The sequence below is a fragment of the Pseudomonas nitroreducens NBRC 12694 genome, from assembly GCF_002091755.1.
Lineage (GTDB): Bacteria > Pseudomonadota > Gammaproteobacteria > Pseudomonadales > Pseudomonadaceae > Pseudomonas > Pseudomonas nitroreducens.
Genome location: NZ_BDAI01000001.1, coordinates 72,487 through 95,784 on the forward strand (window position 1 = coordinate 72,487; position 23,298 = coordinate 95,784).

23 protein-coding genes are annotated in these 23,298 nt (G+C 67.4%); 11 read left to right on the forward strand and 12 right to left on the reverse strand.

Translation table 11 applies throughout. The features are described from left to right. Positions 1-47: 47 nt before the first annotated feature. On the forward strand, positions 48-218 hold the full coding sequence (locus PNI01S_RS28475; protein ID WP_164488274.1) for a hypothetical protein: 171 nt from the start codon (positions 48-50) through the stop codon (positions 216-218). Positions 219-308: 90 nt separating this feature from the next. On the opposite strand, the gene PNI01S_RS00345 is transcribed toward PNI01S_RS28475, so the two are convergent. Further along, positions 309-1,193, reverse strand: a complete 885-nt coding sequence (locus PNI01S_RS00345) for a DMT family transporter (RefSeq protein ID WP_084357168.1) — start codon at positions 1,191-1,193, stop codon at positions 309-311. Between the two features lie 190 nt (positions 1,194-1,383). On the opposite strand from PNI01S_RS00345, the gene PNI01S_RS00350 reads away from it, so the two are divergent. From PNI01S_RS00350 to PNI01S_RS00370, 5 genes are all read left to right on the forward strand, one after another. Continuing rightward, a complete protein-coding gene (locus PNI01S_RS00350) occupies positions 1,384-2,295 on the forward strand; it encodes a LysR family transcriptional regulator (protein WP_024763770.1) in 912 nt (303 codons plus the stop codon). After that, positions 2,292-3,194, forward strand: coding sequence for a LysR family transcriptional regulator (locus tag PNI01S_RS00355; RefSeq protein WP_174602957.1), 903 nt, complete (start codon positions 2,292-2,294; stop codon positions 3,192-3,194). Before PNI01S_RS00350 ends, PNI01S_RS00355 begins: the two co-directional genes overlap by 4 nt. Positions 3,195-3,496: 302 nt before the next feature. Beyond that, positions 3,497-4,120 carry a glutathione S-transferase family protein gene (locus PNI01S_RS00360; RefSeq protein ID WP_024763768.1) on the forward strand — a complete coding sequence of 208 codons (624 nt, stop codon included), beginning with the start codon at positions 3,497-3,499 and terminating at the stop codon, positions 4,118-4,120. A 52-nt stretch (positions 4,121-4,172) separates the two neighbouring features. Continuing rightward, positions 4,173-6,209: a pyridoxamine 5'-phosphate oxidase family protein gene (locus tag PNI01S_RS00365; RefSeq protein ID WP_084357170.1), complete on the forward strand. Its 2,037-nt coding sequence runs from the start codon at positions 4,173-4,175 to the stop codon at positions 6,207-6,209. A gap of 14 nt (positions 6,210-6,223) precedes the next feature. Continuing rightward, positions 6,224-6,439, forward strand: a complete 216-nt coding sequence (locus PNI01S_RS00370) for a hypothetical protein (protein WP_024763766.1) — start codon at positions 6,224-6,226, stop codon at positions 6,437-6,439. A 169-nt stretch (positions 6,440-6,608) separates the two neighbouring features. On the opposite strand, the gene PNI01S_RS00375 is transcribed toward PNI01S_RS00370, so the two are convergent. After that, entirely contained in the window at positions 6,609-8,192 is a 1,584-nt protein-coding gene (locus PNI01S_RS00375; RefSeq protein WP_084357171.1) for a zinc-binding metallopeptidase family protein, read from the reverse strand. Positions 8,193-8,322: 130 nt separating this feature from the next. Here PNI01S_RS00375 and PNI01S_RS00380 point away from each other — a divergent pair, with 130 nt between their 5' ends. Continuing rightward, complete coding sequence (locus PNI01S_RS00380; RefSeq protein ID WP_037011581.1) at positions 8,323-9,261, forward strand: LysR substrate-binding domain-containing protein; 939 nt, start codon at positions 8,323-8,325, stop codon at positions 9,259-9,261. Positions 9,262-9,264: 3 nt separating this feature from the next. Here PNI01S_RS00380 and ocd read toward each other — a convergent pair whose 3' ends face one another. From ocd to PNI01S_RS00415, 7 genes are all read right to left on the reverse strand, one after another. After that, the gene (ocd, locus tag PNI01S_RS00385; RefSeq protein ID WP_084357172.1) at positions 9,265-10,326 is read right to left on the reverse strand and encodes an ornithine cyclodeaminase; all 1,062 of its coding nucleotides are present in this window, start codon (positions 10,324-10,326) and stop codon (positions 9,265-9,267) included. A 309-nt stretch (positions 10,327-10,635) separates the two neighbouring features. Next, the gene (locus PNI01S_RS00390) at positions 10,636-11,118 is read right to left on the reverse strand and encodes an Lrp/AsnC family transcriptional regulator (RefSeq protein WP_084357173.1); all 483 of its coding nucleotides are present in this window, start codon (positions 11,116-11,118) and stop codon (positions 10,636-10,638) included. Between the two features lie 156 nt (positions 11,119-11,274). Next, a complete protein-coding gene (locus PNI01S_RS00395; protein ID WP_037011583.1) occupies positions 11,275-12,618 on the reverse strand; it encodes an APC family permease in 1,344 nt (447 codons plus the stop codon). 256 nt (positions 12,619-12,874) lie between these two features. Next, the gene (locus PNI01S_RS00400) at positions 12,875-13,618 is read right to left on the reverse strand and encodes an N-formylglutamate amidohydrolase (protein WP_084357174.1); all 744 of its coding nucleotides are present in this window, start codon (positions 13,616-13,618) and stop codon (positions 12,875-12,877) included. Then, the gene (locus PNI01S_RS00405) at positions 13,602-14,942 is read right to left on the reverse strand and encodes a glutamine synthetase family protein (protein ID WP_084357175.1); all 1,341 of its coding nucleotides are present in this window, start codon (positions 14,940-14,942) and stop codon (positions 13,602-13,604) included. The genes PNI01S_RS00400 and PNI01S_RS00405 overlap by 17 nt, the downstream gene beginning before the upstream one ends. A gap of 15 nt (positions 14,943-14,957) precedes the next feature. After that, on the reverse strand, positions 14,958-15,599 hold the full coding sequence (locus tag PNI01S_RS00410; RefSeq protein WP_084357176.1) for a cysteine hydrolase family protein: 642 nt from the start codon (positions 15,597-15,599) through the stop codon (positions 14,958-14,960). Positions 15,600-15,601: 2 nt separating this feature from the next. Next, positions 15,602-16,459: a MurR/RpiR family transcriptional regulator gene (locus PNI01S_RS00415; RefSeq protein ID WP_084357177.1), complete on the reverse strand. Its 858-nt coding sequence runs from the start codon at positions 16,457-16,459 to the stop codon at positions 15,602-15,604. Positions 16,460-16,658: 199 nt separating this feature from the next. Here PNI01S_RS00415 and PNI01S_RS00420 point away from each other — a divergent pair, with 199 nt between their 5' ends. Next, positions 16,659-17,240 carry a sugar O-acetyltransferase gene (locus PNI01S_RS00420; protein WP_084357178.1) on the forward strand — a complete coding sequence of 194 codons (582 nt, stop codon included), beginning with the start codon at positions 16,659-16,661 and terminating at the stop codon, positions 17,238-17,240. A 29-nt stretch (positions 17,241-17,269) separates the two neighbouring features. Here the strand turns inward: PNI01S_RS00420 and PNI01S_RS00425 are convergent, their stop codons facing one another. Then, positions 17,270-17,524, reverse strand: a complete 255-nt coding sequence (locus PNI01S_RS00425) for a hypothetical protein (protein ID WP_084357179.1) — start codon at positions 17,522-17,524, stop codon at positions 17,270-17,272. A gap of 153 nt (positions 17,525-17,677) precedes the next feature. Beyond that, complete coding sequence (locus tag PNI01S_RS00430) at positions 17,678-19,210, reverse strand: MFS transporter (protein ID WP_084357180.1); 1,533 nt, start codon at positions 19,208-19,210, stop codon at positions 17,678-17,680. Between the two features lie 140 nt (positions 19,211-19,350). Here PNI01S_RS00430 and PNI01S_RS00435 point away from each other — a divergent pair, with 140 nt between their 5' ends. Further along, positions 19,351-20,241, forward strand: a complete 891-nt coding sequence (locus PNI01S_RS00435; RefSeq protein ID WP_084357181.1) for a LysR family transcriptional regulator — start codon at positions 19,351-19,353, stop codon at positions 20,239-20,241. Here PNI01S_RS00435 and PNI01S_RS00440 read toward each other — a convergent pair. After that, positions 20,211-20,564: a VOC family protein gene (locus PNI01S_RS00440; RefSeq protein ID WP_024763755.1), complete on the reverse strand. Its 354-nt coding sequence runs from the start codon at positions 20,562-20,564 to the stop codon at positions 20,211-20,213. The two genes, PNI01S_RS00435 and PNI01S_RS00440, sit on opposite strands and share 31 nt — an antisense overlap. Before the next feature lie 143 nt (positions 20,565-20,707). On the opposite strand from PNI01S_RS00440, the gene PNI01S_RS00445 reads away from it, so the two are divergent. Both PNI01S_RS00445 and PNI01S_RS00450 read left to right on the forward strand, forming a co-directional pair. Beyond that, on the forward strand, positions 20,708-21,484 hold the full coding sequence (locus PNI01S_RS00445) for an AraC family transcriptional regulator (protein WP_084357182.1): 777 nt from the start codon (positions 20,708-20,710) through the stop codon (positions 21,482-21,484). A gap of 234 nt (positions 21,485-21,718) precedes the next feature. Further along, entirely contained in the window at positions 21,719-23,236 is a 1,518-nt protein-coding gene (locus PNI01S_RS00450) for an SMP-30/gluconolactonase/LRE family protein (protein ID WP_084357183.1), read from the forward strand. Positions 23,237-23,298: the final 62 nt, after the last annotated feature.

Here is a 23,298-nt window from a genome sequence, read left to right on the forward strand (position 1 = left end):
GTGTCCGCTAGCCGCCAGCCAGGTGGCTCATCACCTCAGGTGACCGAATGTCCGAGTCAGAGACGAAAAGCAAACGATCGGAGCTGGATAAGAAAATTTCAGCATTTCTTTCAAAAGGCGGCGAGATCCAGGAAATCCCTGCGGGCAAGCATGGCCGGACCGAGCCCTACAAGCGCGCCGAATTCACCCTCGCCAAGCCCAGGAAGCCCGACGCCTGATTGACCCGCGGGCAGCACAGAAAAGGCCGTATCCCTCGATACGGCCTTGTCATTTGTGCGCCAGGTTCGGGCTGGGCCGCCACCTTGGGACTAGGCCGCCGGCCTGATCGAGAACAACCCCGCGAGCAGGATCAGCAGTGCACCGGTGATCGTCCAGGCGCTCGGCACCTCGCCGAAGACGATGAGCCCGATCAGCGTGGCGAAGGCCAGCAGCGAGTAGTTGAACGGCTGCAGCGTCGAGGCCTGGGCGTACTTCAGCGCCTGGATCAGCAGCAACTGCGCGACAACCCCGGAGACGGCGACGATCGACATCAGCATGGCTTCGTGAGGCGTTGGCGTGACCCAGGCCGGCAGGCCAACCGCGCTTACCGACAGCGCGCCGGCAACCGCCATGTACAGCGTGGTGGTGGCGAAGGAGTCGGTCTGGCTGATGCGCCGCGAGAGGATGTTGAAGAAGGCAAAGGTCAGCGCCGCCGCCAGCGGAATCAGCGCCGCGGGCTCGAACACGCCCATGCCGGGACGCAGGATCAGCAGCGTGCCGCCGAACCCGACAGCCGCCGCCAGCCATTGCCGGCCGACCAGCCGCTCGCCGAGCAGCAACCGCGCCAGGCCCAGCGTCATCAGTGGGAAGACCGCATAGAGCGCGTGGGTCTCGGCCAAACCGAGGTAGCGCAGGGCCAGTCCGAACAGCGCGATCTCGCCCACCCCCAGCAACGCGCGCACCACCTGCTGCCAGGGGCTGGCGCTGCGGGCAGCCTGGCGTACGCCGCCCTGCGAACGGCTGACGATGAGCGCGAACAGCACGAAAACCCAGTAACGCACCATCACCAGCTCGCTCACCGGCAGGTGGCGGACGAGCACCTTGGTGATACCGTCCTGGCAGGCAAAGATGAGCATCGACAGCAGGCACAGGCCGATACCCAGGCGCGGGTTGCTGGTAGCGGCCAGCGCAGTGGCCGTGGTCTTGCTGGTCATGGGGGAAGGCTCGCAGGCGGTGGCGCCTCGCTGCGGGCGCCTCCAGCGCTTGTGCCGGAGCGGCCGGGGCGCGGTCAAGCCAGGCGGCGCTGGCACGCACGCCGATGTCGCCCGCAGGCCACCGGCACTTCAATCCCGCGCGGCTTCCCTCTACAGTCTGGCGACCCGCTCAAGGCGACAACGGTGATCCATGGACAGGTTTCAGGAAATGACAGTGCTGCTGGCCGTGGCCGAAGCCGGCAGCCTTGCCGCCGGCGCCCGGCAACTGGGCCTCTCGCCGCCCAGCGTGACCCGCGCCATCGCCGCGCTGGAGCAGCGCCTGGGCACCCTGCTGCTGGCCCGCAGTACGCGCAGCGTGCGGCTGACCGAGGCCGGCCAGCGCTATGTCGAGGACTGCCGGCGCATCCTGCAGGAACTGGAGGATGCCGAGGAGCTGGCCTCCGGCAGCGCCTTGCGCCCGCGTGGCAACCTCACGGTGACCGCCCCGGTACTGTTCGGCGAGCTGTACCTGATCCCGCTGATCGCCAGCTACCTGGAGGCCCATGCCGAGGTGACGGTCAACGCACTGCTGGTGGACCGCGTGGTGAACATGCTCGACGAGGGCATCGATGTCGCCGTGCGCATTGGCCAGTTGCCCGAGGGCAGCCTGACGGCGCTCAAGGTCGGTGAAATCCGCCCGGTGATCTGTGCCGCCCCCTCGTTCCTCGACCGCTACGGTCGTCCGCAGCACCCCAATGAATTGCTCGATGCGCCGGTGGTGATGGCCGCCACCAGCGTGCTGCTCACCGACTGGCAGTTCATCACCCCGGAGGGCCCGCTGACCCTGCGCCCGCCGTCGCGCTTCGTGGTCAGTTCGAACAACGCGGCTCTCCATGCCGCGCGCCTGGGCGGCGGCTTCACCCGCGTTCTGTCGTACCAGGCGGCCGAAGCCGCCGCGCGCGGCGAGCTGGAAATCGTTCTGGCCGACTTTTCCACGGCGCCGCTGCCGATCCACCTGCTCTACCAGGATGGCGCCCGGCTACCGGCGAAGGTGCGCAGCTTCGTCAGTCACTGCGCCGAGCGCCTGCGCGCCGACCCCTACCTGCAAGCTGCCAAGCCGTGAACCGCTTCCGGGAAATGCAGGCATTCGACGCCGTGGCGCGCTCCGGTAGCCTTGCCGCGGGCGCGCGGCGGCTGCAGCTGTCCCCCGCCACGGTGATGCGCCTGGTAGCCGGATTGGAGTCGCGTCTGCACTGCGAGCTGCTGCTGCGTGGTCCGCGCGGAGCCGAACTGAGCCCCAGCGGCGAGACCTTCGCCGCCAGTTGCAGGCAGATTCTGCAAGGTATCGAGGAGGCTGAAGGCTCGCTCAGCGGACTGCAGGCGCACCCGGCCGGGCAGTTGAACCTTTGCCTGCCGCTGCTGATGGCCGACCGGATTTTCGCGCCCATCGCCCTGGACTACCTGGCCGCCTTTCCCGAGGTGCGGCTGCTCAGCCGACACCGCGAAGACCTGCCGCGCCTGTTGGAAGATGGCATCGACGTCGCTCTGGTCATTGGCGCCCTGCCCGACTCTTCCGGCTTCGCCCTGCCGGTGGGCACGGTGCGGCCGGTGATCTGCGCATCGCCCGAGTACCTGGCCCGCCATGGCGTACCGCAAGCACCGGAGGACCTCAAGGCGCATCGCATCATCGTTGCCGGCGGCCAGGGTGCGGTCAGCGAGTGGCGCTTCCGCCACCAGGACGCCCCGCGTTCGGTGCGCCTGACCCCGCGCCTGGCGTGCAGCACCACCCATGCGGCAATCCGCGCCGCCGGACTGGGCCTCGGACTGACCCGCTGCATGAGCCACGAGGCCCATGCCGACCTCAGCGATGGGCGCCTGCAGGTGGTCTTGCAGGACTATGCGGCGCCAGGGTTGCCGGTGCAGCTGATCTACCGCGAAGGCCGTCGTGCCGCGGCGCGCGTGCGCACCTTCCTCGATTTCGTGGTGCCGCGTTTGCGTGCGCATCCCGCGTTGCGCGGGTGAGGCACGCCGTATCCAGAAGCGCCCCATCCCTCTTCTGAGCTCAGGGCAGTTCGCGAGCAAGCTCGCTCCTGCGCAGCTTCTCTGTAAGAGCGAGCTTGTTGGCGCTCCCCGCTGCAGGCTTGGGAACGGCTGCGCCCGCTGGCAACCCTGCGCCCCATTCTTCCGCATTCTGAAACGCTGGATTGCCCGTACTGGGGATTCTGCGCGCCGGCCATCGAGCGCAGCATTCACCCATCAGCTCGAGCAACCCACCATGGACCGACTCGCGCTGCCTACCCACTCAAGCCAACGGAGTCACCGTCATGTCCCACACCATCAAGCTCTTCCGCCACCCGCTGTCCGGCCACGCGCACCGCGCCGAACTGATGCTCTCGCTGCTGCAACTGCCCGCCGAACTGATCGACGTCGACCTCGCCAAGGGCGCACACAAGCACCCGGACTTCCTCGCCCTGAACAGCTTCGGCCAGGTGCCGGTGATCGATGACGAAGGTGTGATCGTCGCCGACTCCAACGCCATTCTGGTCTACCTGGCGAAGAAATACGGCAACGGCCGCTGGCTGCCGGAAGACCCGCAAGGCGCCGCCCGCGTGCAGCGCTGGTTGTCGGTGGCCGCCGGGCAGGTCGCCTTCGGTCCTGCTGCGGCACGGCTGATCACCGTGTTCGGTGCAAAATTCAACCCCGAGGAAGTCGCTACCCGCGCCCATGCCCTGTTCCAGGTGATGGAGGGCGAGCTGGCGAAGAAGCCTTTCCTGGCCGGCAACGAAGCGACCATCGCCGACGTCGCCAATTACTCCTACATTTCCCATGCACCGGAGGGCAACGTCTCCCTGCAGGAGTACCCGAGCCTGCGCGCCTGGCTGGCTCGCGTGGAAGCCCTGCCCGGCTTCGTGCCGATGCAGCGCACCGCCATCGGCCTGCAAGCCTGATGCAACCCCCGCCGCCGGGCGACCCGGCGGCGCCTACTGCGAGGTGCTCGTCATGTTCCAGTTGCCCAAACACCGTACCTCCCCGTGGCACGCCGGCGAGAAGGCGATCCAGGAACGCGTCGGCGTGGCCGACCGCATGGAGGTCCATGGCCAGAAGGTCATCCGCGACTACATGCCCGACCAGCACCGCGAGTTCTATCACCAGTTGCCCTTCATCATCGTCGGCGCCGTGGATCAGCAGGGCCGGCCCTGGGCGACCCTGCTCGAAGGCGCGGAAGGTTTCATAACCTCCCCCGACCCGAAAAGCCTGCTGCTGGACAGCGTGGCCGACCATCAGGACCCCGCCGCCAGCGGCCTGCAAGCCGGTAGCGCCGTCGGCCTGCTGGGCATCGAGCTGCACACCCGGCGGCGCAACCGCATGAATGGCGTCCTCCGCGAAGCCGAGGGTGGACTGATGACCGTGGCCGTGGAGCACTCTTTCGGCAACTGCCCGCAGTACATCCAGAAACGCGAGTGGAGCCGCGACGAGCAGCGCTACAACCAGCGTGCCCCGCGCGAGGACTTCGCCGCGCTGAACGAGGAATTGGCGGCAATCATCCGCGACGCCGACACCTTCTTCGTCGCCAGCTACGTGCAGCACGAGGATGGCGAGCGCTCGGTGGACGTCTCCCACCGTGGTGGGCGTCCCGGCTTCGTCAAGGTCGACGGCAATCGCCTGGTCATCCCCGATTATGCCGGCAACCTGCACTTCAACACCCTGGGCAACCTGCAGGCCAATCCGCAAGCGGGGCTGCTGTTCGTGGACTTCGCCAGCGGCGACGTACTGCAAGTCCATGGCTGCACCGAGATTCTTTTCGACAGCCCGTTGCTCGCCGCCTTCGAAGGCGCCGAACGCCTGTGGACCCTGGATGTGCAGCACGCTGTCCTGCGCCGCAGCGCCCTGGCGCTGCGCTGGAGCTTGCGCGAATACTCGCCCACCAGCCTGATGACCGGCACCTGGGCCGAGGCCGACGCCAGACTGCAGGAACGCGAGCAGCGCCAGCAATGGCAGGACTGGCAGGTGCTGCGCGTGGAGCAGGAGAGCGAGGACATCCGCTCCTTCTACCTGCAACCGCCGGCCGGCACCGCCGTGAGTTTCGCGCCAGGCCAGCATCTGCCCGTACGCCTGGCAATCGGCGAGCAGGCACTGATCCGCACCTACAGCCTGTCCAGCGCGCCGTCGGACGGCGAGCTGCGCATCAGCGTGAAGGCCCAGGGCCCGGCGTCCCGCCACCTGCACGAACAACTGCAGGTGGGCGATAGCCTGCAGGTCCGCGCGCCCATGGGCAGTTTCACGCTGAAAAACGACACCGCGCGGCCGGTCGTGCTGATCGGCGCGGGCGTGGGCATCACCCCACTGCTGTCGATGCTGCGCGAATCGGTGGCCGCGTCGACCCGGAGCATTCATCTGTTCCAGTCCGCGCGCAGCCTGCGCCAATTGCCGTTCCAGCGGGAAATCACCGAGCTCCGCCAACGCGCCCAGCAGTTGCAGGTCCATCGCGCGCTCAGTCGTCCTGAGCCGGAAGCACTGCCCGGACGCGATTTCGAGCAGACCGGCCGGCTGGACATCGCGGCGATCAAGGCCCGGCTGCCACTGGACGATTACGACTTCTATGTCTGCGGCCCCGGCGAATTCACCCAGGCGATCTACGACGGCCTGCGCGGACTGAATATTGCCGACGCACGCATCCACGCCGAAACCTTCGGCCCATCGACGCTCAAGCGCCAGGGCGACGGTCTGGCGCCGGCGCTGGTGCAGCCGCCCGCCGCTACCGAGCCAGTGCCCGTGTACTTCGCCGGCTCGGCCAAGGAAGCACGCTGGAAACCCGAGAGCGGCACGCTGCTGGAGCTGGCCGAAGCTCGCGGTTTGTCACCCGACTTCAGCTGCCGCGGCGGCTCCTGCGGCACCTGCCGGACCAAGGTCGTCAGCGGCCTGGTGCACTACCCCAACCCGCCGGCGGAGCTGCCCGAAGCCGGCAGCGTACTGATCTGCTGCGCCATCCCGGCGCAGGACGAGAGCGGCGTGCAACCGCTGGTGCTGGACCTTTAGGGAGGGATTCGACCATGAACGCACGGCATGCATACGACAGCGCAAGCCAACGCTTCCCGCGCTGGGACGAAGAGTTCGTCGAAGCACCGGCCCCGGTGCTCTGCGGTCCGAATGAAGCCGAGGTTGGCTTCCTTCTGCCGCAATTGATCTCGACGCCGGGTTGCCCTTCACGCTCGCGCACCGTGGAGATCGGCGCAGCACTGGTGCGCTGGTTCAAGCGCGCCTTGTAGGCGCCATTCGCAAACCTGCCCCCCTGCCCCATTGCTTCGCGCTCGGCTCAGCCCTCTCCCACTGGGAGAGGGCTGGGGTGAGGGAAAGGCCCAGGCACGGATTGGGTCGGTACAACGCCGTTGCGCCACGGCTACGACCCAATCACGACGAAGCACGGGAAGCCATGGATCACTCGTCCTCCCGCGCCGGAATCCACCACTCCTCGCCGCGCACCGTGCGGATGTATTCCGGCCAGCGGAAGCGGTGCGGGACCTTGAAGTCCTTCGGCAGCAACGGCGCCTGCCACTGCTCGCCACCGATGCCGCCGCCGGTACGCTGGTTGAACTCGCGGGTCGCCTCGGCCAGCAGATCGGCATCGGTGAACAGCTCGATCAGTGTGCTGCCGATGGTCTTCGACGCCACGTCGATCATCGGGTCGATGGTCTCGCGGATGCCGCCCAGGGCGTTGGATACCCAGTCCGGATAGGTGAAGCCCAAGGGTGCGCTGAGCATCGGCCGGGCCACGTAGAGGCGCACGGTCGGGCAGTGCCAGGTGTATTCGGGGTAATCGTCGGAGGTCAGGTACTTCTGCCACGCCGGCATCTGCAGGCGCATCTGCCGCTCGCATTCCTGCGGCTCGATCAGCGCCTGGGTGGCCGGCAGGAAGGGCTCGTCCATGGGGTCGAGGCCGAGGTTCGCCTGGATTTCCCGCGCCACGGCGATGGCCTTTTCGCCCCAGGTCGGCGCGCCGATGGCGGCGAGGTTGTCGTAGCAAGCCTGCGCCAGTGCGTGGTTGGCCAACCCGCCACGGGACTTGCAGACCCAGGTCTTCTTCCACTGGCAGCCGGTGGCCATGGCCGCGGCGGCGGCGTTGTTGTCCATCACCGTGGAGATGGTCTCGGCCTGCTCGATGGAGTCGCAACGCAGCAGGTACTGGATCTGCGAGATGTGCGGCGGCAGGTTGTCGGCGGTGGCCTGGCCGGCGGTGAGGATGGCCTCGTTGAAGCTCCACAGCCCGGTAAACGGCAGCGTCGAGCGGCGCAGGCTTTCGTTCAGCGTGTAGAAGTGCACCAGCGCATCGTTGGCGCCCGGCGCGCGAGCCGCGAGGTGGTTCTGCGGGATCGGGCTGTAGCGGTCGGCGGCAATCCAGTTCTGCGGGTCTTCGCAGGTGAAGGTGTAGATGTACGAGTAAGCGATGCCGCAGTGCGTGTCCCAGGTGGTGGTGTTGTTCAGCGGCAGCATGTAGGTGGGGTGGAAGCTGACGGCGGCGTCGAGGTCGTCGTAGTAGCCCTTGGCGGCGTGCACGGGCTTGGAGGCGCGCAGCTTTTCCGCCGGCTCGCCGAAGAACCTGATGGTACCGGCGATGCCGAATTCCAGCATCGCCGCCTTGGCCGCCAGCACGCCGCCCAGGGCGCTGATGCCCAGCGCGGAATGCGGGTCGGTATGGCCGGGCGCGTATTTCGACAGGCCCTCGCGCGGCATTGGTTTGGTCGCCGCCGCCTGGCAGTTGCCCGGCACCGCGTCGTATTCGGCATAGGTGGCGAGGATGGGCCCTTCGCCGTTGCTGAAGGTGGCGACGAAGGCGGTGGGCATGCCGCCACTGCCCTCTTCCACCGTGAAGCCTTCGCGGCGCAGCAATTCCACGTACCAGGCGCAGGACTTGTACTCGCGGAAGGCCGGCTCGGCGAAATGCCAGATCACCTGGTGCCAGTCGGACAGCTGCTGGCGGTGCTCGTCGATCCACTGCTGGACGTAGGCCTTGAATTTCGACATGGCGGCTTCCTCATCGTTGCCTGTTGTTGTTGTCGTGTGGCCTAGTATTGGTGAAGCGGAATTCGCAACAAGCGCAGGATTTCGCCACCCCATGTCCGGTTAGTTTCACCAGTCGAGAATTGGACCGCCCATGCACTTTCCTTCGATGACCGCCCTGCGCGCGCTGGATGCCGTGGCCCGGCTGGGCAGTGTGTCCGCCGCCGCCACGGAGCTGAACCTCACCCGCAGCGCGGTCAGCCACCGCATCGCCACGCTGGAGGAACGCCTGGGCTTCGCCCTGACCGAGCGCACCGGGCGCGGCATCCGCCTGACCTATCGGGGCGAGAGGTATGCGCGCGACGTGCAGCGCATCCTCGCGGAGGTGCAACTGGCCGGCAGCAGCTTCGACGAGCAGCAGGTCAGCGGGCCGCTGTGCGTGAGTTGCAACCCCGGCTTCGCCACCTACTGGCTATGCCAGCACCTGGGGGATTTCCTCGCGCAATACCCGCAGGTGCAGTTGCACGTGGTGACGCCGCGCGTGCCGCAGGACACCAGCGCCAGCGATGCCGACCTGTTCATCGCCTACGGCAGCGGCGACTGGCCGAACCAGACCGTGGAGCAACTGGTGGCCCTGCACTTCTTCCCGGTGTGCAGCCCGCGCCTGATCCACTCGCGCGGCGGCCTGACGCAGCCGGCGGACCTGGCCCACTACACGCTGCTGCACATGAACGATTTCGCCGATTGGCGCCTGTGGCTGGGCGCCGTGGGCGCGAGTGCCATCGACCACCGCTCCGGCGTGCTGTTCGCCGACGCGCCCTGCACCATCGCCGCCTGCATTGCAGCCCAGGGCGTGGCCATCGGCGACAACCTGCTCAGTGGCGATGCCCTGGCGCGCGGCCTGCTGGTGCGCCCGTTCGACATCACCATCCAGTCCAGCCGCGGCTATTTCCTGGTGACCGACCCGGTGAAGGCCGAGCGCCCGGTGGTGAAGGCCTTCAGCCAATGGCTCAAGGCCCGTGTCGCCGCCACCACGCAGAACGCCAGCGACCTCAGCCGCCCGCCGCTGGCGATTCCCGAAGAAGCGCGCTGAGCGTCAGGCGATGCGGCGCAGCCCTTTGCGCGCCTTGCCGGAGCGGGTGTAGCGGAACAGGTCCTTGGGATCGTTGTCCTCGTCCTCGCTCCACGGCACCAGGTCGATGCGCTCGCCGAGGTCCAGGCGGCTGGCCTGTTCGTTCACGTAGCGCAGTGCCGAGTAGTCTTCGAGCGCGAAGCCGACCGAGTCGAAGATGGTCACCTGCTCGGCGCTGTCACGCCCGCCGACCTGGCCGGCCAGTACCCGCCACAGATCGGTTACCGGGAAGTCCGCCGGCATCTGCTGGATCTCGCCCTCGACGCGCGATTGCGGCTCGTACTCGACGAACACCTTGCCGGCGCGCAGGACGTCGGCATGCAGCTCGGTCTTGCCCGGGCAGTCACCACCCACGCCGTTGATGTGCATGCCCGGCTCGATCATTTCCGGAGTGAGGATGGTCGCGTAGGCCTTGTCGGCGGTTACCGTGGTGACGATGTCGGCGCCGCGCACCGCTTCGGCGGTGGAACCGGCGCGGATGATCTTCAGGTTGGGGAAGTCCGACAGGTTGCGGATCAGTTTTTCAGTGGCCTGCGGATCGATGTCGTAGACGGCGATTTCCTCGATGCCCAGGTGGTGATGGAAGGCCAGCGCCTGGAACTCGCTCTGCGCGCCGTTGCCGATCAGCGCCATGCGTCGCGAGTCCGGACGCGCCAGGGCGCGGGCAGCCATCAGCGAGGTAGCGCAGGTGCGCAGCGCGGTGGCCACGGTCAGCTCGGAGAGCAGCACCGGATAACCCGTCTCGACATCGGCCAGCACGCCGAAGGCCATGACGGTGAACAGCCCGCGCTGGGTGTTCTGCGGGTGGCCGTTGACGTACTTGAAGGCATAGCGGGCGGTGTCGGACACCGGCATCAGTTCGATGACACCGATCTCGGAATGGTTGGCGACGCGGGCGGATTTGTCGAAGGACTCCCAGCGCACGAAGTCCTGAGCGATGGTGTCGGCGAGTTCGCCGATGAAGCGGGCGACACCGATCTGCTGGACCAGTTGGGACATCGTGGGGACGTCGACGAAGCGGGTCATGGTGGGACCTCCGATTGTTGTGATTGGCGTCTTCTGATTGGACTGCAGCCCGCCTCCGCCGTGTCTCGAACAGCGGGCACAACAAGGTCGCAGAGGCCCTGGAACAGGTCTGCACGTCAGAGAGGGGCAAGACGATTTTCCCACTCGCCGTGGTGAAATCCCGGCTGTAATACGGGCTCGCGCCGGCCGATCCGGCTGTATTGGCGAGCGCAACAGCCGATTCGGCTGTGCGTATAGCAGCCCTCGACAGGCCGATATTGCAGGCGGAAAACCCAAGGAACTGGCGCCGCCGGAGGGGGCGCCGGAGGGCTAGCTGGCGGATTCCTTGATGGTCGTCAGCTCGGGATGGGCAACCAGCTTGTCGATGTGCAGGCTCTCGTCGTTCAGCCAGGTTTCGGTCAGCGCGCGGTAGTGCTCCATGTCCCGGCAGCGCATGCGCACGCTGTAGTCGAAGGTCCCGCTGATCAGCTGGCAGTGCAGCACTTCCGGGCAGGCGATGACGCGGGCCTCGAAGGCCTTCTGGGCGCTGCGGCCGCTCTGGTTCGACAGTGCGACCAGTACCAGCAGCGAGAGCCCGGCGGAAATCTTCTGCTCGTCGATGACCGCGCTGTAGCCACGGATGATGCCGTGTCGCTCCAGCTTGCGGACGCGCTCCTGGCAGGGGCGCGGGGTGAGGTGCACGAGGGCGGACAGCTTGCCGTAGGTGATGCGGCCCTGGTGACGGAGGATGCGGATGATCTCCTCGTCGATGCGGTCCAGGGTGAAGGGGCTGTCCTGATCTTTCCTGCTCATGATGCTTCGCGATGATTCGTCAGTCGTGCCGGCTTCCCTGCCCCGGCGAAAGCAGTCGGTGGAGGCACTGCCCGCCACCGACCCGGATCTTTATGGGGCACGCCCCGCCGTCTGTCAAAGTGCGCCGTGCCGTCTGCGACAGCACGGCGCACCCGGTCAGATTTCCCGCGCCAGCTCGCTGCCGTTGCCACGTCGGCTGAGCACCGCGAGGTACACCAGGCCGATGGCGATCCAGCCCACCCCCAGCTCCTGCGCTTCACGGCTCATGCTGAACAGCACGTAGGCGATGATCACCAGCCCCACCAGCGGGAACACCAGGTGGCGCAGCACCCGGCCGCTCTTCTGGCGGATGAAGTAGTGGTTGATCACCGCGATGTGCAGCAGGCAGAAGCCGGTCAGCGCGCCGAAGTTGACCAGCGAGGTGAGCACGTCCGGCGAGTCGAGGAAGTAGATGCCGATGCCCAGCGACAACACACCCACCAGGTACAGGCTGATGTGCGGGGTCTGGTATTTCGGGTGCACCTTGGCCAGCACGCGCGGCAGCTTGCCGTCGCGGGCCATGGAGTACAGCAGACGGGAAACCGCAGCCTGCGAAGTGATGGAGACGGTCACGCCCCAGGCCAGCGCAGTGGCCACTGCGGTCAGCGTGGACAGCCAGCTGCCGCCGGCCGCTTCGGCGATCTCGTAGAAGGCGGTGTCCGCCGACTTGAAGGTCATGCCGGCGGCAAGGTCGGTGGCCAGCCAGGTCTGTACGATGAAGATGGCGCCCATGACGAACAGCGCGATCAGCGAGGCGCGGCCGATCTGCTTGGCCGGGTCGCCCTTGACCTCTTCGGCGAGAGTGGAAATCGCGTCGAAACCGAGGAACGACAGCACCGCGATGGACACCGCCTTCATCACCAGGCCGAGGTTGAAATGCTCCGGTTGCAGCAGCGGCTCAAGCGTCAGCCGGCCATTGCCCATGCCACCCTGCAGCGCCTGGTAACCAACGACCAGGAAGATCGCCAGGACCACCAGTTCGGCGATCAGGAACAGCAGGTTGAAGCGGGCCGCCAGGGTGATGCCGCGCAGGTTGATGAGCGTGGCGGACACCAGGAAGATCAGCATGAACGCAAGCTTGGGAATCGCCGGGAACAGGTGGTTCAGCGCCAGCGCGCTGAACACGTAGAGCAACGGCGGGATCAGCAGGTAGTCCAGCAGCAGGACCCAGCCGGCGATGAAGCCGACGTTGGGGTGGATGCCGCGCTGGGCGTAGGAGTACACCGAGCCGGCGATAGGAAACGCGCGGGACATCGCGCCATAGCTCAGCGCGGTGAAGAGCATCGCCACCATGCCCACCAGGTAGGCCATCGGCACCATGCCGTGGGCGTCCGCGTGGACCCAGCCGTAAACGCCGAAGGGCGCGATCGGGATCATGAAGATCATCCCGTAGATCACCAGGTCGCCGAGCGTCAGGCTGCGGCGGAGTTGTTGCTTGTATCCGAACTGTTCGATAGCCACGGGGCACTTCCTCTGGGAACGGCAGCTTTTAGGGTTCGGCGCTCATGCGCTGAATTGTTGTTGTTTTCAGAACCTGCCCGGCCGCTGCAGCACATCGGGTCGGGCTGGGGTCCTCAGAGCCTGCTTACGACCTCGCGAGCTAGAGCCGTAGTAGGCGAAAAGCGCCCGAAGAGCGGAGTTTACGAGCCGTAAATGAGCATCTGAGGGCGCTTTTCAACGCCCTACGGCCGACGCGCAGCAGGTCGTAAACAGGCTCTCAGAGCCAGGGAGCCAGGCGTACTGCCCAGGCTTCCACCCCTTGCGGGGTCCGCAGTCCGTCATTGCGGATTTCGATCAGCACGGCATCCACGCCGCGCTCGTCGCCATGTACCGGGACGGTCATGTCCTCCAGCGGGTCGATCACATAGGGTTGGTTGGCGCCGATCTCCTCCCCGCTCTCCCGCAGCCCCGCCACCATGCGCTCGGCATAGGCCTCGGCCTTGGCGTAGAGCACCCCGGCGACCCAAGGGCGAGCTTCGCCGCGATAGCTCGGGGTGAAGCTGTGCACGCCGACCAGGCGAGTCGGCCGGGCAGCGGCCAGGCGCTCGTCGAGCAGCGCGGCCAGCTGTCGGTGGAAGGGCTCGAACAGGCAAGCCACCCTCTCCTGCCGGGCGGCCGCGCTCAGGTTGCGGTTGCCGGGAATCGGGTAGATCTCGCTGTGCTCGGGAATCGCATCCGGGGCGGACAGCGGACGGTTGAGGTCGATCAGTAGGCGCGAGTAGTTGGCCACCAGCAGCGTGGCGTCCAGGCGCGCCGACAGCTCGCGGGCCAGGTCCAGCGCGCCGATGTCCCAGGCGATGTGCTCGGCGGCCGCCGCGTCGTCCAGGCCCAGTTGCGCCAGCTCCTCGGGGATGTAGCGGCTGGCGTGCTCGCAGACCAGCAGCACCGGGCTCTTGCCCTGCGGGTTGACGATCTCGAACGGCGGGCGCCGGTAAAAGCCGGATTCAGTAGAACTTTGCATAGGATTCACAGAGTTGTTCTTCGCTGAGTTCGCGGGTCAGGGCCAGTTCCTGGCGCTTCATGGCGACGTAGGTCTGCAGCAGGGCCGGCGGCAGCTGGGCGCAGAGTTCGGTATCGGCCAGCAGCAGGCGCTGGGCCTCCTCCAGCGAACCGGGCAGCGACTGGATGCCCAGCTCGGCGCGCTGCGCATCGCTGAGGCTGTGCGGATCGACATCGGTGACCGCCGACAGCGGCAGTTCCTGCTGCATGCCCAGGCGCCCGGCGATCAGCACGGCGGCCATGGCCAGGTGCGGGCTGGCGGTGGCGTCCATCGGGCGGAACTCCAGGTTGAACTGGCGTGCCTTGGGCTTGCCGCCGATCTCCACCACCGGACAGATGCGCAGCGCGGCTTCGCGGTTGCGCAGCCCCAGGCAGGCGTAGGCGGCGCTCCAGTGGTGCGGCTTCAGCCGCAGGTAGGAAACCGCCGTCGGCGCGGTGAGCGCACACAGCGCCGGCAGGTGACGCAGCACGCCGGCGGCCCAGTGCTCGGCGAGCTTCGACAGGTTGCTCGGCGCGGCCTCGTCGTAGAACACCGGGGTGCCATCCAGGCGTTGCAGGCTCAGGTGCAGGTGCACGCCGTTGGTCACGGCGCCGGGCGCCAGCAGGGGTGTGAAAGTGCTGCGCCAGCCGAACTGGCGGGCCATCTCACGGGTGACTTCGCGGACGTTCACCGCGCGGTCCGCAGCAGCAACGCCCTGGGTCGGCCGGCAGGTGACCTCGTACTGGTTGCGGCCGTACTCGGGCAGGAACATTTCCGGCTCGGCGCCGATCTGCTCCAGCGCGCTCATCAGCCAGCCGCCGAAGTTGCCGGTCTGCCGCTGCGCCTGCAGGGAGAAGGCGGCGGCACGCTCGTCCGGCAGGCCGAGCAGGTTGAATTCGTGTTCGAAGGCGGCGGTGACCTGCAGGCCCAGTTCGCGGTAGCGGGCGATCTCGTCGCGCAGCAGCGTACGCGGGCAGACCGGCCACGGCGCGCCAGTGGTCGTCACCAGGTCGCCGTGCAGGTAATCCAGCGGCGCGGCCTGGGAATCGGGGCCGTTTTCCAGGCGCACCCGGCTGCTCGGGTCGGGCAGCAGGCGCAGGTCGCCATGGCTGCCCCAGGGGTTGTCGTCGGCAATGATGTCCTGCGGCGTCAGCGCGCTGTTGGCAGGCACCCAGCCACAGCCGGTGGCCAGTTGCTCGGCGACTTCCGATTCGGGAAGCGAGCGGCCGCGGGTGATGCCGCAGAGGTCGGTGGTGACGAAGCTGGTCAGGCGCATCGGAGCGGGATTGTTATTGTTCTGACTCATGACGTTCTCCCGGCCTCAGGCCAGCGCGGCGATGCGGGCCAGCACGCTGTCGGTGTCGGCGATCCAGCAGTAACCCTTGATCGCTTCCAGGCAGGCCTGGTGGCGTTCGGCGGTGTGGGTGGCGCAGGCGTCTTCCACCAGGGTGACGAGGTAGCCACGGTCGGCGGCGTCGCGCACGGCCATGTCCACGCACTGGTCGGTGACCACGCCGCAGATGATCAGGTGGCGGGTATTGAGGTTGCGCAGCACGTAGTCGATGGCAGTGGAGTTGAAGACGCCCGAGGATGTCTTCGGCAGGACGATCTCGTTTTCCCGCGGCGCCAGGGCATCGATCACCTGGGCGTCCGGGCTGCCCTTGGGCAGGTGCATGTCGGAGAGCTTGTGGTCCAGCGAGCGGTCGCGGCCATCGGCGGTGAGACTCTCGATGATGGTGTGCAGCACTTCCCCGTCGACCTCGCGCATGGCCGCCAGCAGGCGCTGCTGGTTGGGTATCACGCTCGCCTCGACGCGGTCGTAGAAGTAGCGGTGCGTCTGCGGGTCGACATGGGCATCGCGGCCGGGAATGACCCAGGCGTTCTGCATGTCGACGAACAGGATGGCGGTCTGGCCGGCGGTGAACGGCAGGTCACGGGGCGAGTGGTGGGGCAAGCTGAACACGGTCATTCCTCAAGGATGTGGCTGCCGAAGGCAGCTCTCAGGTGGTCGATGCCTTCCAGGCGTTCGTCGAGCTGGCCGTCCATGCGCGCTACCAGGCTGGCGATCAGCGCTTCGACCTGGGCCATGGTCGGCACCAGGGTGTCGAAGGGCGACGGGGACTCCACCGGGGCGCTGATGATCAGGTCGGCGAACTCGCGCAACGGCGAGTCGTAGATGTCGGTGAACAGCACCACCCGCGCGCCGCGGGCCTTGGCCGCACGGGTCACGCCCAGCGCCTGGGCCTGGTAGCGGCGGTAGTCGAACACCACCACCAGCGCCTGGCGGTCGATGTCGCCCAACTGGTCGGGCAGCGCGGCGCCGTCGTCCAGCAGCAGGCAGCCGCTGCGCAGCATGCGCAGGTGCGCCACCAGGTAGCCGGCGACGAAGCGGCTGAAGCGCCCGCCGTGGCAGAAGACACGCAGCTTGGGATCGAGCAGCCAGTCACCGAGCAGGCGCACGTCGTCGGCCTGGGTCAGGGCCAGGGTGCGCTGGATGCCTTCGCCGGCATCGCTCAGGTAATTGGACCAGACGTCATCGCGGCTCATGCCTTCGCGGCGCCCGGCGAGCAGGGTGCGCGGTGAACGCAGGCGGTCATCCACCTCGGCCATCAGGGCGTTCTGGAAGTCGCTGTAGCCTCTGAAGCCGAGCTTCTTCACCAGCCGCAGGATGCTCGGATCGCTGACGCCGGCCTGGCGCGCGAGGCGCGACATCGGTCCGAGGCCGCTGCGCGGGTAGTCGTCGAGCAAGGCGCGCAGGACTTTGCGCTCGGCCTTGGTGAGTTCGACTTCCGGGGTGTTCAGGCGGTCTTTGAGTGTGAGCATGGGTGCGCCTCTTGTTGCGGCTAATTTGTATAATGCGCTCCAGAAACTTTCAATATCTATTTTCTGTAGTATTCACTACCAAATCTGGACACGCCCTTCGACTGCTCGACGCAGAGCCGCGCCTGCCATTTTCCGCAAAGGGAACCGCTGCGTTCGCCAGGACGTCGAACGCCTTCAAAGCCGCCAGGAATCAACCTTGATGAACGAGCTGGAAAAAGCTGCCGCCGGGCTGCTCTACGACGCCAATCACGACTCGCAGGTGCTACGCCAGCGTGCCGAGGCCAAGGCGAAACTCTTCGACTTCAACCACAGCCACCCGGATGACCGCGAGCGTCGCGAGGCGATTCTCACAGGGCTGTTTGGCAGCATTGGCGAAGGCTTCGTCATCGAAGGCCCGTTGCACTGCGACTACGGCTTCAACATCGAGATCGGCGCGCGCTTCTACGCCAACGTCAACCTGGTGATCCTCGATGGCGCGAAGGTCAGCATCGGCAATGACGTGTTCATCGCGCCCAACGTCGGCATCTACACCGCCGGCCACCCGCTGGACGCCGAGCGGCGCAACCAGGGCCTGGAGTACGCGCACCCGGTGAGCATTGGCGACAACGTGTGGATCGGCGCGGGGGTGAACATCCTGCCCGGCGTGAACATCGGCGCGAACAGCGTGATCGGCGCTGGCGCCGTGGTGGTGGGCGACATTCCCGAAGGCGTGCTGGCAGCCGGCAATCCGGCGCACGTGATTCGCCCGATCACCGAGGCCGACCGCCAGCGCTACCGCTGACGGCGACAGCCAGGGTGCGCGGCGCTCCCTCAGGCGTCGTGGTCGAGGCGCACGACCCAGCGCTCCGCCGCATCGTGGGACGCCTGGAACGCCTCTTCGTGGGATTCCCACGGGCCGACCACCACGTCCAGCGGCGAGACGCCAGCGGGAACCTTCGCCAACGACAGCAGCACTTCGCCCACCTTGCCGGGGGCAATGTAGCGCGGCGACATCAACACGGCGACGCCCGTGGAAGTCAGGTATTCACTGGGTGCCATGAATTCCGGCTCGACTGACTGCTGCATGCGGTTCTCCCCTTGGCCACGGATGGCCCGTTCTGCGCTGAGTGGCGGAGACGAGGCGCACAACGCGCACTCTCCCTGATTCCTGACCCGGCCGGGCGAACCACAGTTCCGGCAACCACCGCCCTCATCCGCGCCAGCGGACAAACGGCCGTTTCAAGCGGGCACCGGCTCGTGGACCGGCATCGGCCGACCGAGCAACGTGCCAACCATCACGGCAAACACCAGCGCCGCGATGCCCGCCACCAGCAGCACACTCTCGAACCCGCCGATAAAGGCCTGGCGCACAACGGGTGCCAACGCATCGCGCAGTGCCGGGTCAACCACCGACAGCGCAGCACTGAAATCGCCAGCCGCCGCACGGATCGCCATCTCGGTGGCCTTGTCCAGTTGCGCGGGCGCCGCCGTTGCCAGCACATCTCGCAGCAACTGGGCGCTGCGTGCGGACAGCACGCCACCGAGAATGCCGATGGCCAGCACGATGGCGGCGAAGCGCGTCGTGGTGCTCAGGCCCGAGGCCATGCCGGTGCGCTCACGGGGCACGCAGGCCATGATGTTCTTCTGCGTATCGCCGTTGAGCAGCCCGGCGCCGGCCCCCAGCACCAGGCTGGCCAGGGCGAACGGCAAGTACTCCCCCTGCCCGGCCGCCAGTGCGCAAAGCAGGTTGCCCGCGCCGACCAGCAGCAGGCCCAGGGCGAAGACCTGCGCCGGACTGAAGCGGCTGTTCAGGCGCATGCCCAGGCGCGGGGTCAGCAGCATGGCGACGGCGAAGGGCAGCATCCCGGCACCGGCCGCGACAGCGGAGAGCTGCAGGCCGTTCTGCAGGTACAGCGGCAGCAGCGTCATCATCACCTGGGCGCAGGCGGCATAGGCGAACATGCCGAGCAAGGCGCCGATGAAGCGCCCGCTGCGCATCAGCCGCAGATCGATCATCGGCCGCGCCTGGCTGCGCTCCACCATCACGAACAGGCCCAGCAGGCCGGCGCTGAGCAGCAGGCGCGCGAGGGTCGGCGGGCTGTCCCAACCGATGCGGTTGGCGTCGATCAACGCCCAGATCAGGTAACCCAGGCCACCGGCAAAGGTCAGGCTACCGAGCGGGTCGAGGCGCGCGGCGGCACTGTCGCGGGATTCCTCGATGCTGCGCAGCGCCATGCCCCCGAGCAGTGCTACCAGCGGCAGGTTCAGGTAGAAGATCCAGCGCCAGCCCAGGGTGGCGGAGATCACCCCGCCCAGCAGCGGCGCAAAGGTGATGGTGGCGCCCATGCATGCGCCCCAGAAGGCCCAGGCCCGCAGGCGCTCTTCGGGCTCGTGGAAGCGGTGGCCGATGGCGGCCAGCGCCGACGTCAGCAGCAGGGCCGCGCCAACGCCCTTGGCGGCACGGGCAATGTCCAGGAGCTGCAGGCTCGGCGCGGCCCCGCAGGCCAGCGAGGCCGCGCCGAACAGCACCAGCCCGAGCAGCAGCATGCGCCGCCGGCCGAAGCGGTCGGCCAGGCTGCCGGCCGGCAACAGGCAGGCGGCGAAGGCCAGCAGGTAAGCGCTGACCACCCACTCGATGTCGGCAAAAGAACCCGACAGGTCGCGGGCGATACTGGGCAGCGAGACGGCAACGATGTTGGTGTCGAGGATGATCAGCGAGCACACTGCCGAGGCGGTCAGCAGGGTGAAGCGAGCGGAGGGACGTTCAGACATGGCAAGGCTTCCGGCGGCGGCCGCGCAGCCGTTCTTTGCTCTGACGCTTGCGGCCTTGTAGTGTTGCCCCACGGTAACGCCCACGCGCGCCGGGCTTGTTAGCCATGGCGGCCTTCGTCATTAGCCTGCGACTAACGAACATGGAAATCCGCCATTTCCGCTACTTCCTCAGTGTCGCCCGCCACGGCCACTTCACCCGTGCGGCCGAACAGCTGGGCATCGCCCCGCCAACCCTCAGCCGACAGATCCAGGACATGGAGAAGGAACTGGGCGTGCTGCTGTTCCAGCGCAGCCAACGCGAGGTGCGCCTGACCGCTGCGGGCGAGGCGCTGCTGGGTGAAGCCGAACTGGCGGTGCTCCAGTTCGATGCGGCGCAACTCGGCGCGCAGCGCGCCGGCCGGGGTGAAACCGGGCATCTGCGCGTGGGCTACGTGGCCTCGGCGGCCTATTCCGGCGTACTGCAGCAGCATGTCGAGCAGTTCACCCGTACCTCGCCGGGCGTGGATCTCGACATCAGCGAAGCGCCCATGGCGCAATTGCCGGCGCAACTACACGACGGGGTCCTCGACCTCGCCTACGTACGCTCGCCGATGAACCTGCCAGAGGAGCTGGAATCCGTCGCGCTGCTGGAGGAAAACTTCGTCCTCGCCCTGCCCGCCGCCTCGCGCCTCAACGAACTGCCGGAGATTCGCGCCGCCCGCCTGAGCGACGAAACCTTCATCCTGCCCGAACAGATCTCCGGCACCCTGGAGGTCGCCAGCGCCGGAGGCTTCTCTCCGCGCCTCGGCCAGCAGCCCGGCAGCCTGGTCGCGGTGATTGCGCTGGTCTCGCTCGGCCGCGGCATCGCCATCGTCCCCGAGTCGGTGGTGCGCCGCGTGCAGCTGCCACGGGTCAACTACCGCGCTCTCGCCGATTGCCAGCCTCGCTCGTGGTTGTCGCTGCTGCACCGGCGTTTCGAGAAATCACCAGTGGCCCGACGCTACATCGAGCAGGTCCGGGCTCAGTCCGCCGACCAGACCGCCAGCTCGTAGCCGTCCGGGTCGATGAAATGGAAGCGCCGGCCACCAGGGAACGCAAACGTGGCGCGGCTGATGGTGGCGCCGGCGGCCTCCAGGCGGGCCTGGGCCTGCACCAGGTCATCGGCGTAGAGAATGACCAGCGGGCCGCCGGGGCGCACCGGCTCACCGCTGGTGAAGCCGCCGGTGAGACGTCCGTCGCTGAATTCGCTGTAGGTCGGGCCGTAGTCGGTGAAGGTCCAGCCGAAGGCGCTGCCGTAGAAGGCCTTGCTGCGCCCGATATCGCTGACGTTGAACTCGATGTTGTCGATCTGACGGTCGTTTCCACGGATACCCATAGTCGCCTCCTGGCAAGTCATGACCGCCTGATCCTACGGCAAACTCCATAATGTAGAGCAGGTTGCGCCAGTCAGCCGCAGCGTCGTTGGCCATTTTGCGCGGATTGACGAATAATCATCGCAACCCAGCCAAACCCGTCACCATGCTCAACATTCCCCTCGCCAGCGTCGACGACGTCGACCGCACCGTACTCGCCATCGGTACCGACTACCCGCTCGGCACCCTGCTCCAGCCGCACTCCCATCGGCGCGCGCAGTTCCTCTATGGCATGAGCAGCCTGATGGAGGTGGAGACCGAGGACGGCGCCTGGGTAATCCCGCCCTACAGCGGTGTGTGGATTCCCGCCGGCAAGCGCCACCGGGTGCTGATGCGCGGGGTCAGCACCCGCAGCCTGTACATCGAGCCGCGGGTGCCGGTGCGCGACACGCTGCTGTGCCAGGCGCTGACCGTTTCGCCGCTGCTGCACGAGCTGCTGCTGGCCAGTGTCGAGGTGCCGGCGCTGCACGACGAGGATGGCCGCGATGGCGACCTCCTGCGCCTGCTGCTGCATGAGCTGCGCCAGGCTCCGAGCCTGCCGCTGTTCGCCCCGCTGCCGGCTCACCCACGCCTGGCCGAGCTGTGCCGCGACTTCCTGCGGGCGCCGCACATTGGCGTTACGGCGGACGCCTGGGCCGCCGAACTGCACTGCAGCACGCGCACCTTCAGCCGCCTGTTCCGCCAGCAGACGGGCCTCTCCTTCGGCGCCTGGCGCCAGCAGGCCTGCCTGCTCGCCGCCGTCACCCGCCTCTCCGCGGGCACGCCGGTTACGCGCGTGGCCCTGGAGCTGGGCTACGACAGCCCGAGTGCCTTTTCCAGCATGTTCCGCCGCAGCCTCGGGGTGGCGCCCAGCAGTTACCAGGCCGCCGCGGACAGCGCCTAGGAGCACCGGCGCGACTGCCCCCGCGCCGCCGGGGGGCAGATCGGAGTCATCCGTGGGGCGGCTCATGCGGCAAGGGAGGATTCGCCGGCGGCGCGCTGGATAGATCGGATACCCGTGCCGACTGAGACACTGGACGCGGCCCGGCACGCCATGCTCAGTGCGCCGGCCGCCTGGCATGGCGTCCAGGGGATGACACTACGCTATCGGCCCCCACCTCGAACACAAGGATGTGCGATGGAACGAACCTGCCTGAAGTGCGGGCATCAGCATCAGTTCAACGATGCACTGCCCAGCGATGCCTGCCCCCAGTGCGGGGCCATCTACGCCAAGGTCGAAGCAGCCCGGCGACTGGCCGACTCGCCCCCGGCGCAGGCGCCCGTCAACCCTGCCGCGGCAAGCAGCCGGCTGGATGTCTGGCATTGGACACTGCTGGCGACGTGCGTCCTGCTGGCCATCTCGACAACGCTGCTGGGCTCCCTGCTCTTCCAGGAGCTGCGCCTGAACCGCGTGCTGTTGAGCCAGCGGGAGGTGAAACCCGCGGAGCCGATCCGCAATCCGCCTGCGGCGATTGCAGCGGCCAGCCTGGACGAGCGGCCGCCGGCCCCCATGAGCAGCGCACAGCCGCCGGCCAGCCTGGCCGAAGGCGCCGAAGTGATGGTGGTTTCAGGCTACGAGGCGGAAGGCAAGGCGCGTCAGGGCACGGCGGTTCAGGTCAGCATCGACCGCCCCGGCAAGTCGGTGCTGCTGGTTCTCGCCAGTTACGAAAGGATCGTGTGGCAGGTCAGTGCCAGCGAGGCTACGCAGGTCAGGGCGATTCTCGTGTCGGGCTACGATCGCCCCCGAGTGGAAACGCCACTGACCGCTCCGGTGTACCAGACCAAACTTCCCTATAGCTACGAAAAGGACAGCGGAACCTTTGTCGCCCTGCTGAAGGGTTTGAAATCGCTGTTCGGCGTGGAAAAGGTCGACGCGTTCCGCGGACAGTATTCACTGCCCGAACGGGTCGTCATCGATCAGCCGGATCCGCCGCAGAGCGATCTCACCCTGCAGGGCGAGCAACCCCAGGCGCCGCTGAAGAGCATGGAGTTCCAGCTCAGCGACAAGACTTTCGCCATGGTTCCCTGGTCTCTCGGAGGCCCCGTCGGCACCGCGCCACCAGCCCCCCTGGCCTCGCCGGGCGCCATTCTGGTGCCCGGGGACGGGCGTATCTACCGGATCGCCAGCCACGCTTTCGAGATCGTGGAGCCGGCCACCGGCAAGGTGACGCCGCTGGAGCTGCCCGACAATTTTCCGCGCCTGTCGTGGCCCACGGACGTGACCTACGACAGCAAGCGCCACCTGGTGGTCCTCGCTTCGCTGGGCGGCGAGGGCTACCTGTACCGCTACGCTGTCGACGAGGGGCGCTGGCAGGACTTCCGCTCGCTGGACAATATAGACATCAATGCCCTCGCTTACGACGAGCAGGCTGACCGATTCGCAGCCTGGACTTCCGAGGGAGGCCTGCTGTTCCTGGCGGGCGACGGCACCCCGCTCAATACCCGCCGGCTCGCCGACCGCCTGCCGGGCTACAACCGACTCTATGACACCGGGAACTCCCGGCCTCCGAGGCTGCAGGTGGTCCCCCAGGGAGATCGCATCGCCCTGCTCCGCACCTCCGGCGATTCGGTGCAGATGATCTGGTACTACGACGTCCCGATGGACCTGGTCCAGCTCACCTACAAGAAGGATGCAGCAGCCGGCGCTCAGCCCTAGCTTCCCGTCACGCCCAGTGTTCCGCCGCCTGGCGGAACAGCTGCAGCGAGCGGGCGGATGAG

Excerpts from the sequence above, each read along its gene's own strand:
- PNI01S_RS28475 (WP_164488274.1), top strand. The coding sequence starts at position 48 with ATGTCCGAGTCAGAGACGAAAAGCAAACGATCGGAGCTGGATAAGAAA.
- PNI01S_RS00345 (WP_084357168.1), bottom strand. The coding sequence starts at position 1,193 with ATGACCAGCAAGACCACGGCCACTGCGCTGGCCGCTACCAGCAACCCG.
- PNI01S_RS00350 (WP_024763770.1), top strand. The coding sequence starts at position 1,384 with ATGGACAGGTTTCAGGAAATGACAGTGCTGCTGGCCGTGGCCGAAGCC.
- PNI01S_RS00360 (WP_024763768.1), top strand. The coding sequence starts at position 3,497 with ATGTCCCACACCATCAAGCTCTTCCGCCACCCGCTGTCCGGCCACGCG.
- PNI01S_RS00365 (WP_084357170.1), top strand. The coding sequence starts at position 4,173 with ATGTTCCAGTTGCCCAAACACCGTACCTCCCCGTGGCACGCCGGCGAG.
- PNI01S_RS00370 (WP_024763766.1), top strand. The coding sequence starts at position 6,224 with ATGAACGCACGGCATGCATACGACAGCGCAAGCCAACGCTTCCCGCGC.
- PNI01S_RS00375 (WP_084357171.1), bottom strand. The coding sequence starts at position 8,192 with ATGTCGAAATTCAAGGCCTACGTCCAGCAGTGGATCGACGAGCACCGC.
- PNI01S_RS00380 (WP_037011581.1), top strand. The coding sequence starts at position 8,323 with ATGCACTTTCCTTCGATGACCGCCCTGCGCGCGCTGGATGCCGTGGCC.
- ocd (WP_084357172.1), bottom strand. The coding sequence starts at position 10,326 with ATGACCCGCTTCGTCGACGTCCCCACGATGTCCCAACTGGTCCAGCAG.
- PNI01S_RS00390 (WP_084357173.1), bottom strand. The coding sequence starts at position 11,118 with ATGAGCAGGAAAGATCAGGACAGCCCCTTCACCCTGGACCGCATCGAC.
- PNI01S_RS00400 (WP_084357174.1), bottom strand. The coding sequence starts at position 13,618 with ATGCAAAGTTCTACTGAATCCGGCTTTTACCGGCGCCCGCCGTTCGAG.
- PNI01S_RS00405 (WP_084357175.1), bottom strand. The coding sequence starts at position 14,942 with ATGAGTCAGAACAATAACAATCCCGCTCCGATGCGCCTGACCAGCTTC.
- PNI01S_RS00415 (WP_084357177.1), bottom strand. The coding sequence starts at position 16,459 with ATGCTCACACTCAAAGACCGCCTGAACACCCCGGAAGTCGAACTCACC.
- PNI01S_RS00420 (WP_084357178.1), top strand. The coding sequence starts at position 16,659 with ATGAACGAGCTGGAAAAAGCTGCCGCCGGGCTGCTCTACGACGCCAAT.
- PNI01S_RS00425 (WP_084357179.1), bottom strand. The coding sequence starts at position 17,524 with ATGCAGCAGTCAGTCGAGCCGGAATTCATGGCACCCAGTGAATACCTG.
- PNI01S_RS00430 (WP_084357180.1), bottom strand. The coding sequence starts at position 19,210 with ATGTCTGAACGTCCCTCCGCTCGCTTCACCCTGCTGACCGCCTCGGCA.
- PNI01S_RS00435 (WP_084357181.1), top strand. The coding sequence starts at position 19,351 with ATGGAAATCCGCCATTTCCGCTACTTCCTCAGTGTCGCCCGCCACGGC.
- PNI01S_RS00440 (WP_024763755.1), bottom strand. The coding sequence starts at position 20,564 with ATGGGTATCCGTGGAAACGACCGTCAGATCGACAACATCGAGTTCAAC.
- PNI01S_RS00445 (WP_084357182.1), top strand. The coding sequence starts at position 20,708 with ATGCTCAACATTCCCCTCGCCAGCGTCGACGACGTCGACCGCACCGTA.
- PNI01S_RS00450 (WP_084357183.1), top strand. The coding sequence starts at position 21,719 with ATGGAACGAACCTGCCTGAAGTGCGGGCATCAGCATCAGTTCAACGAT.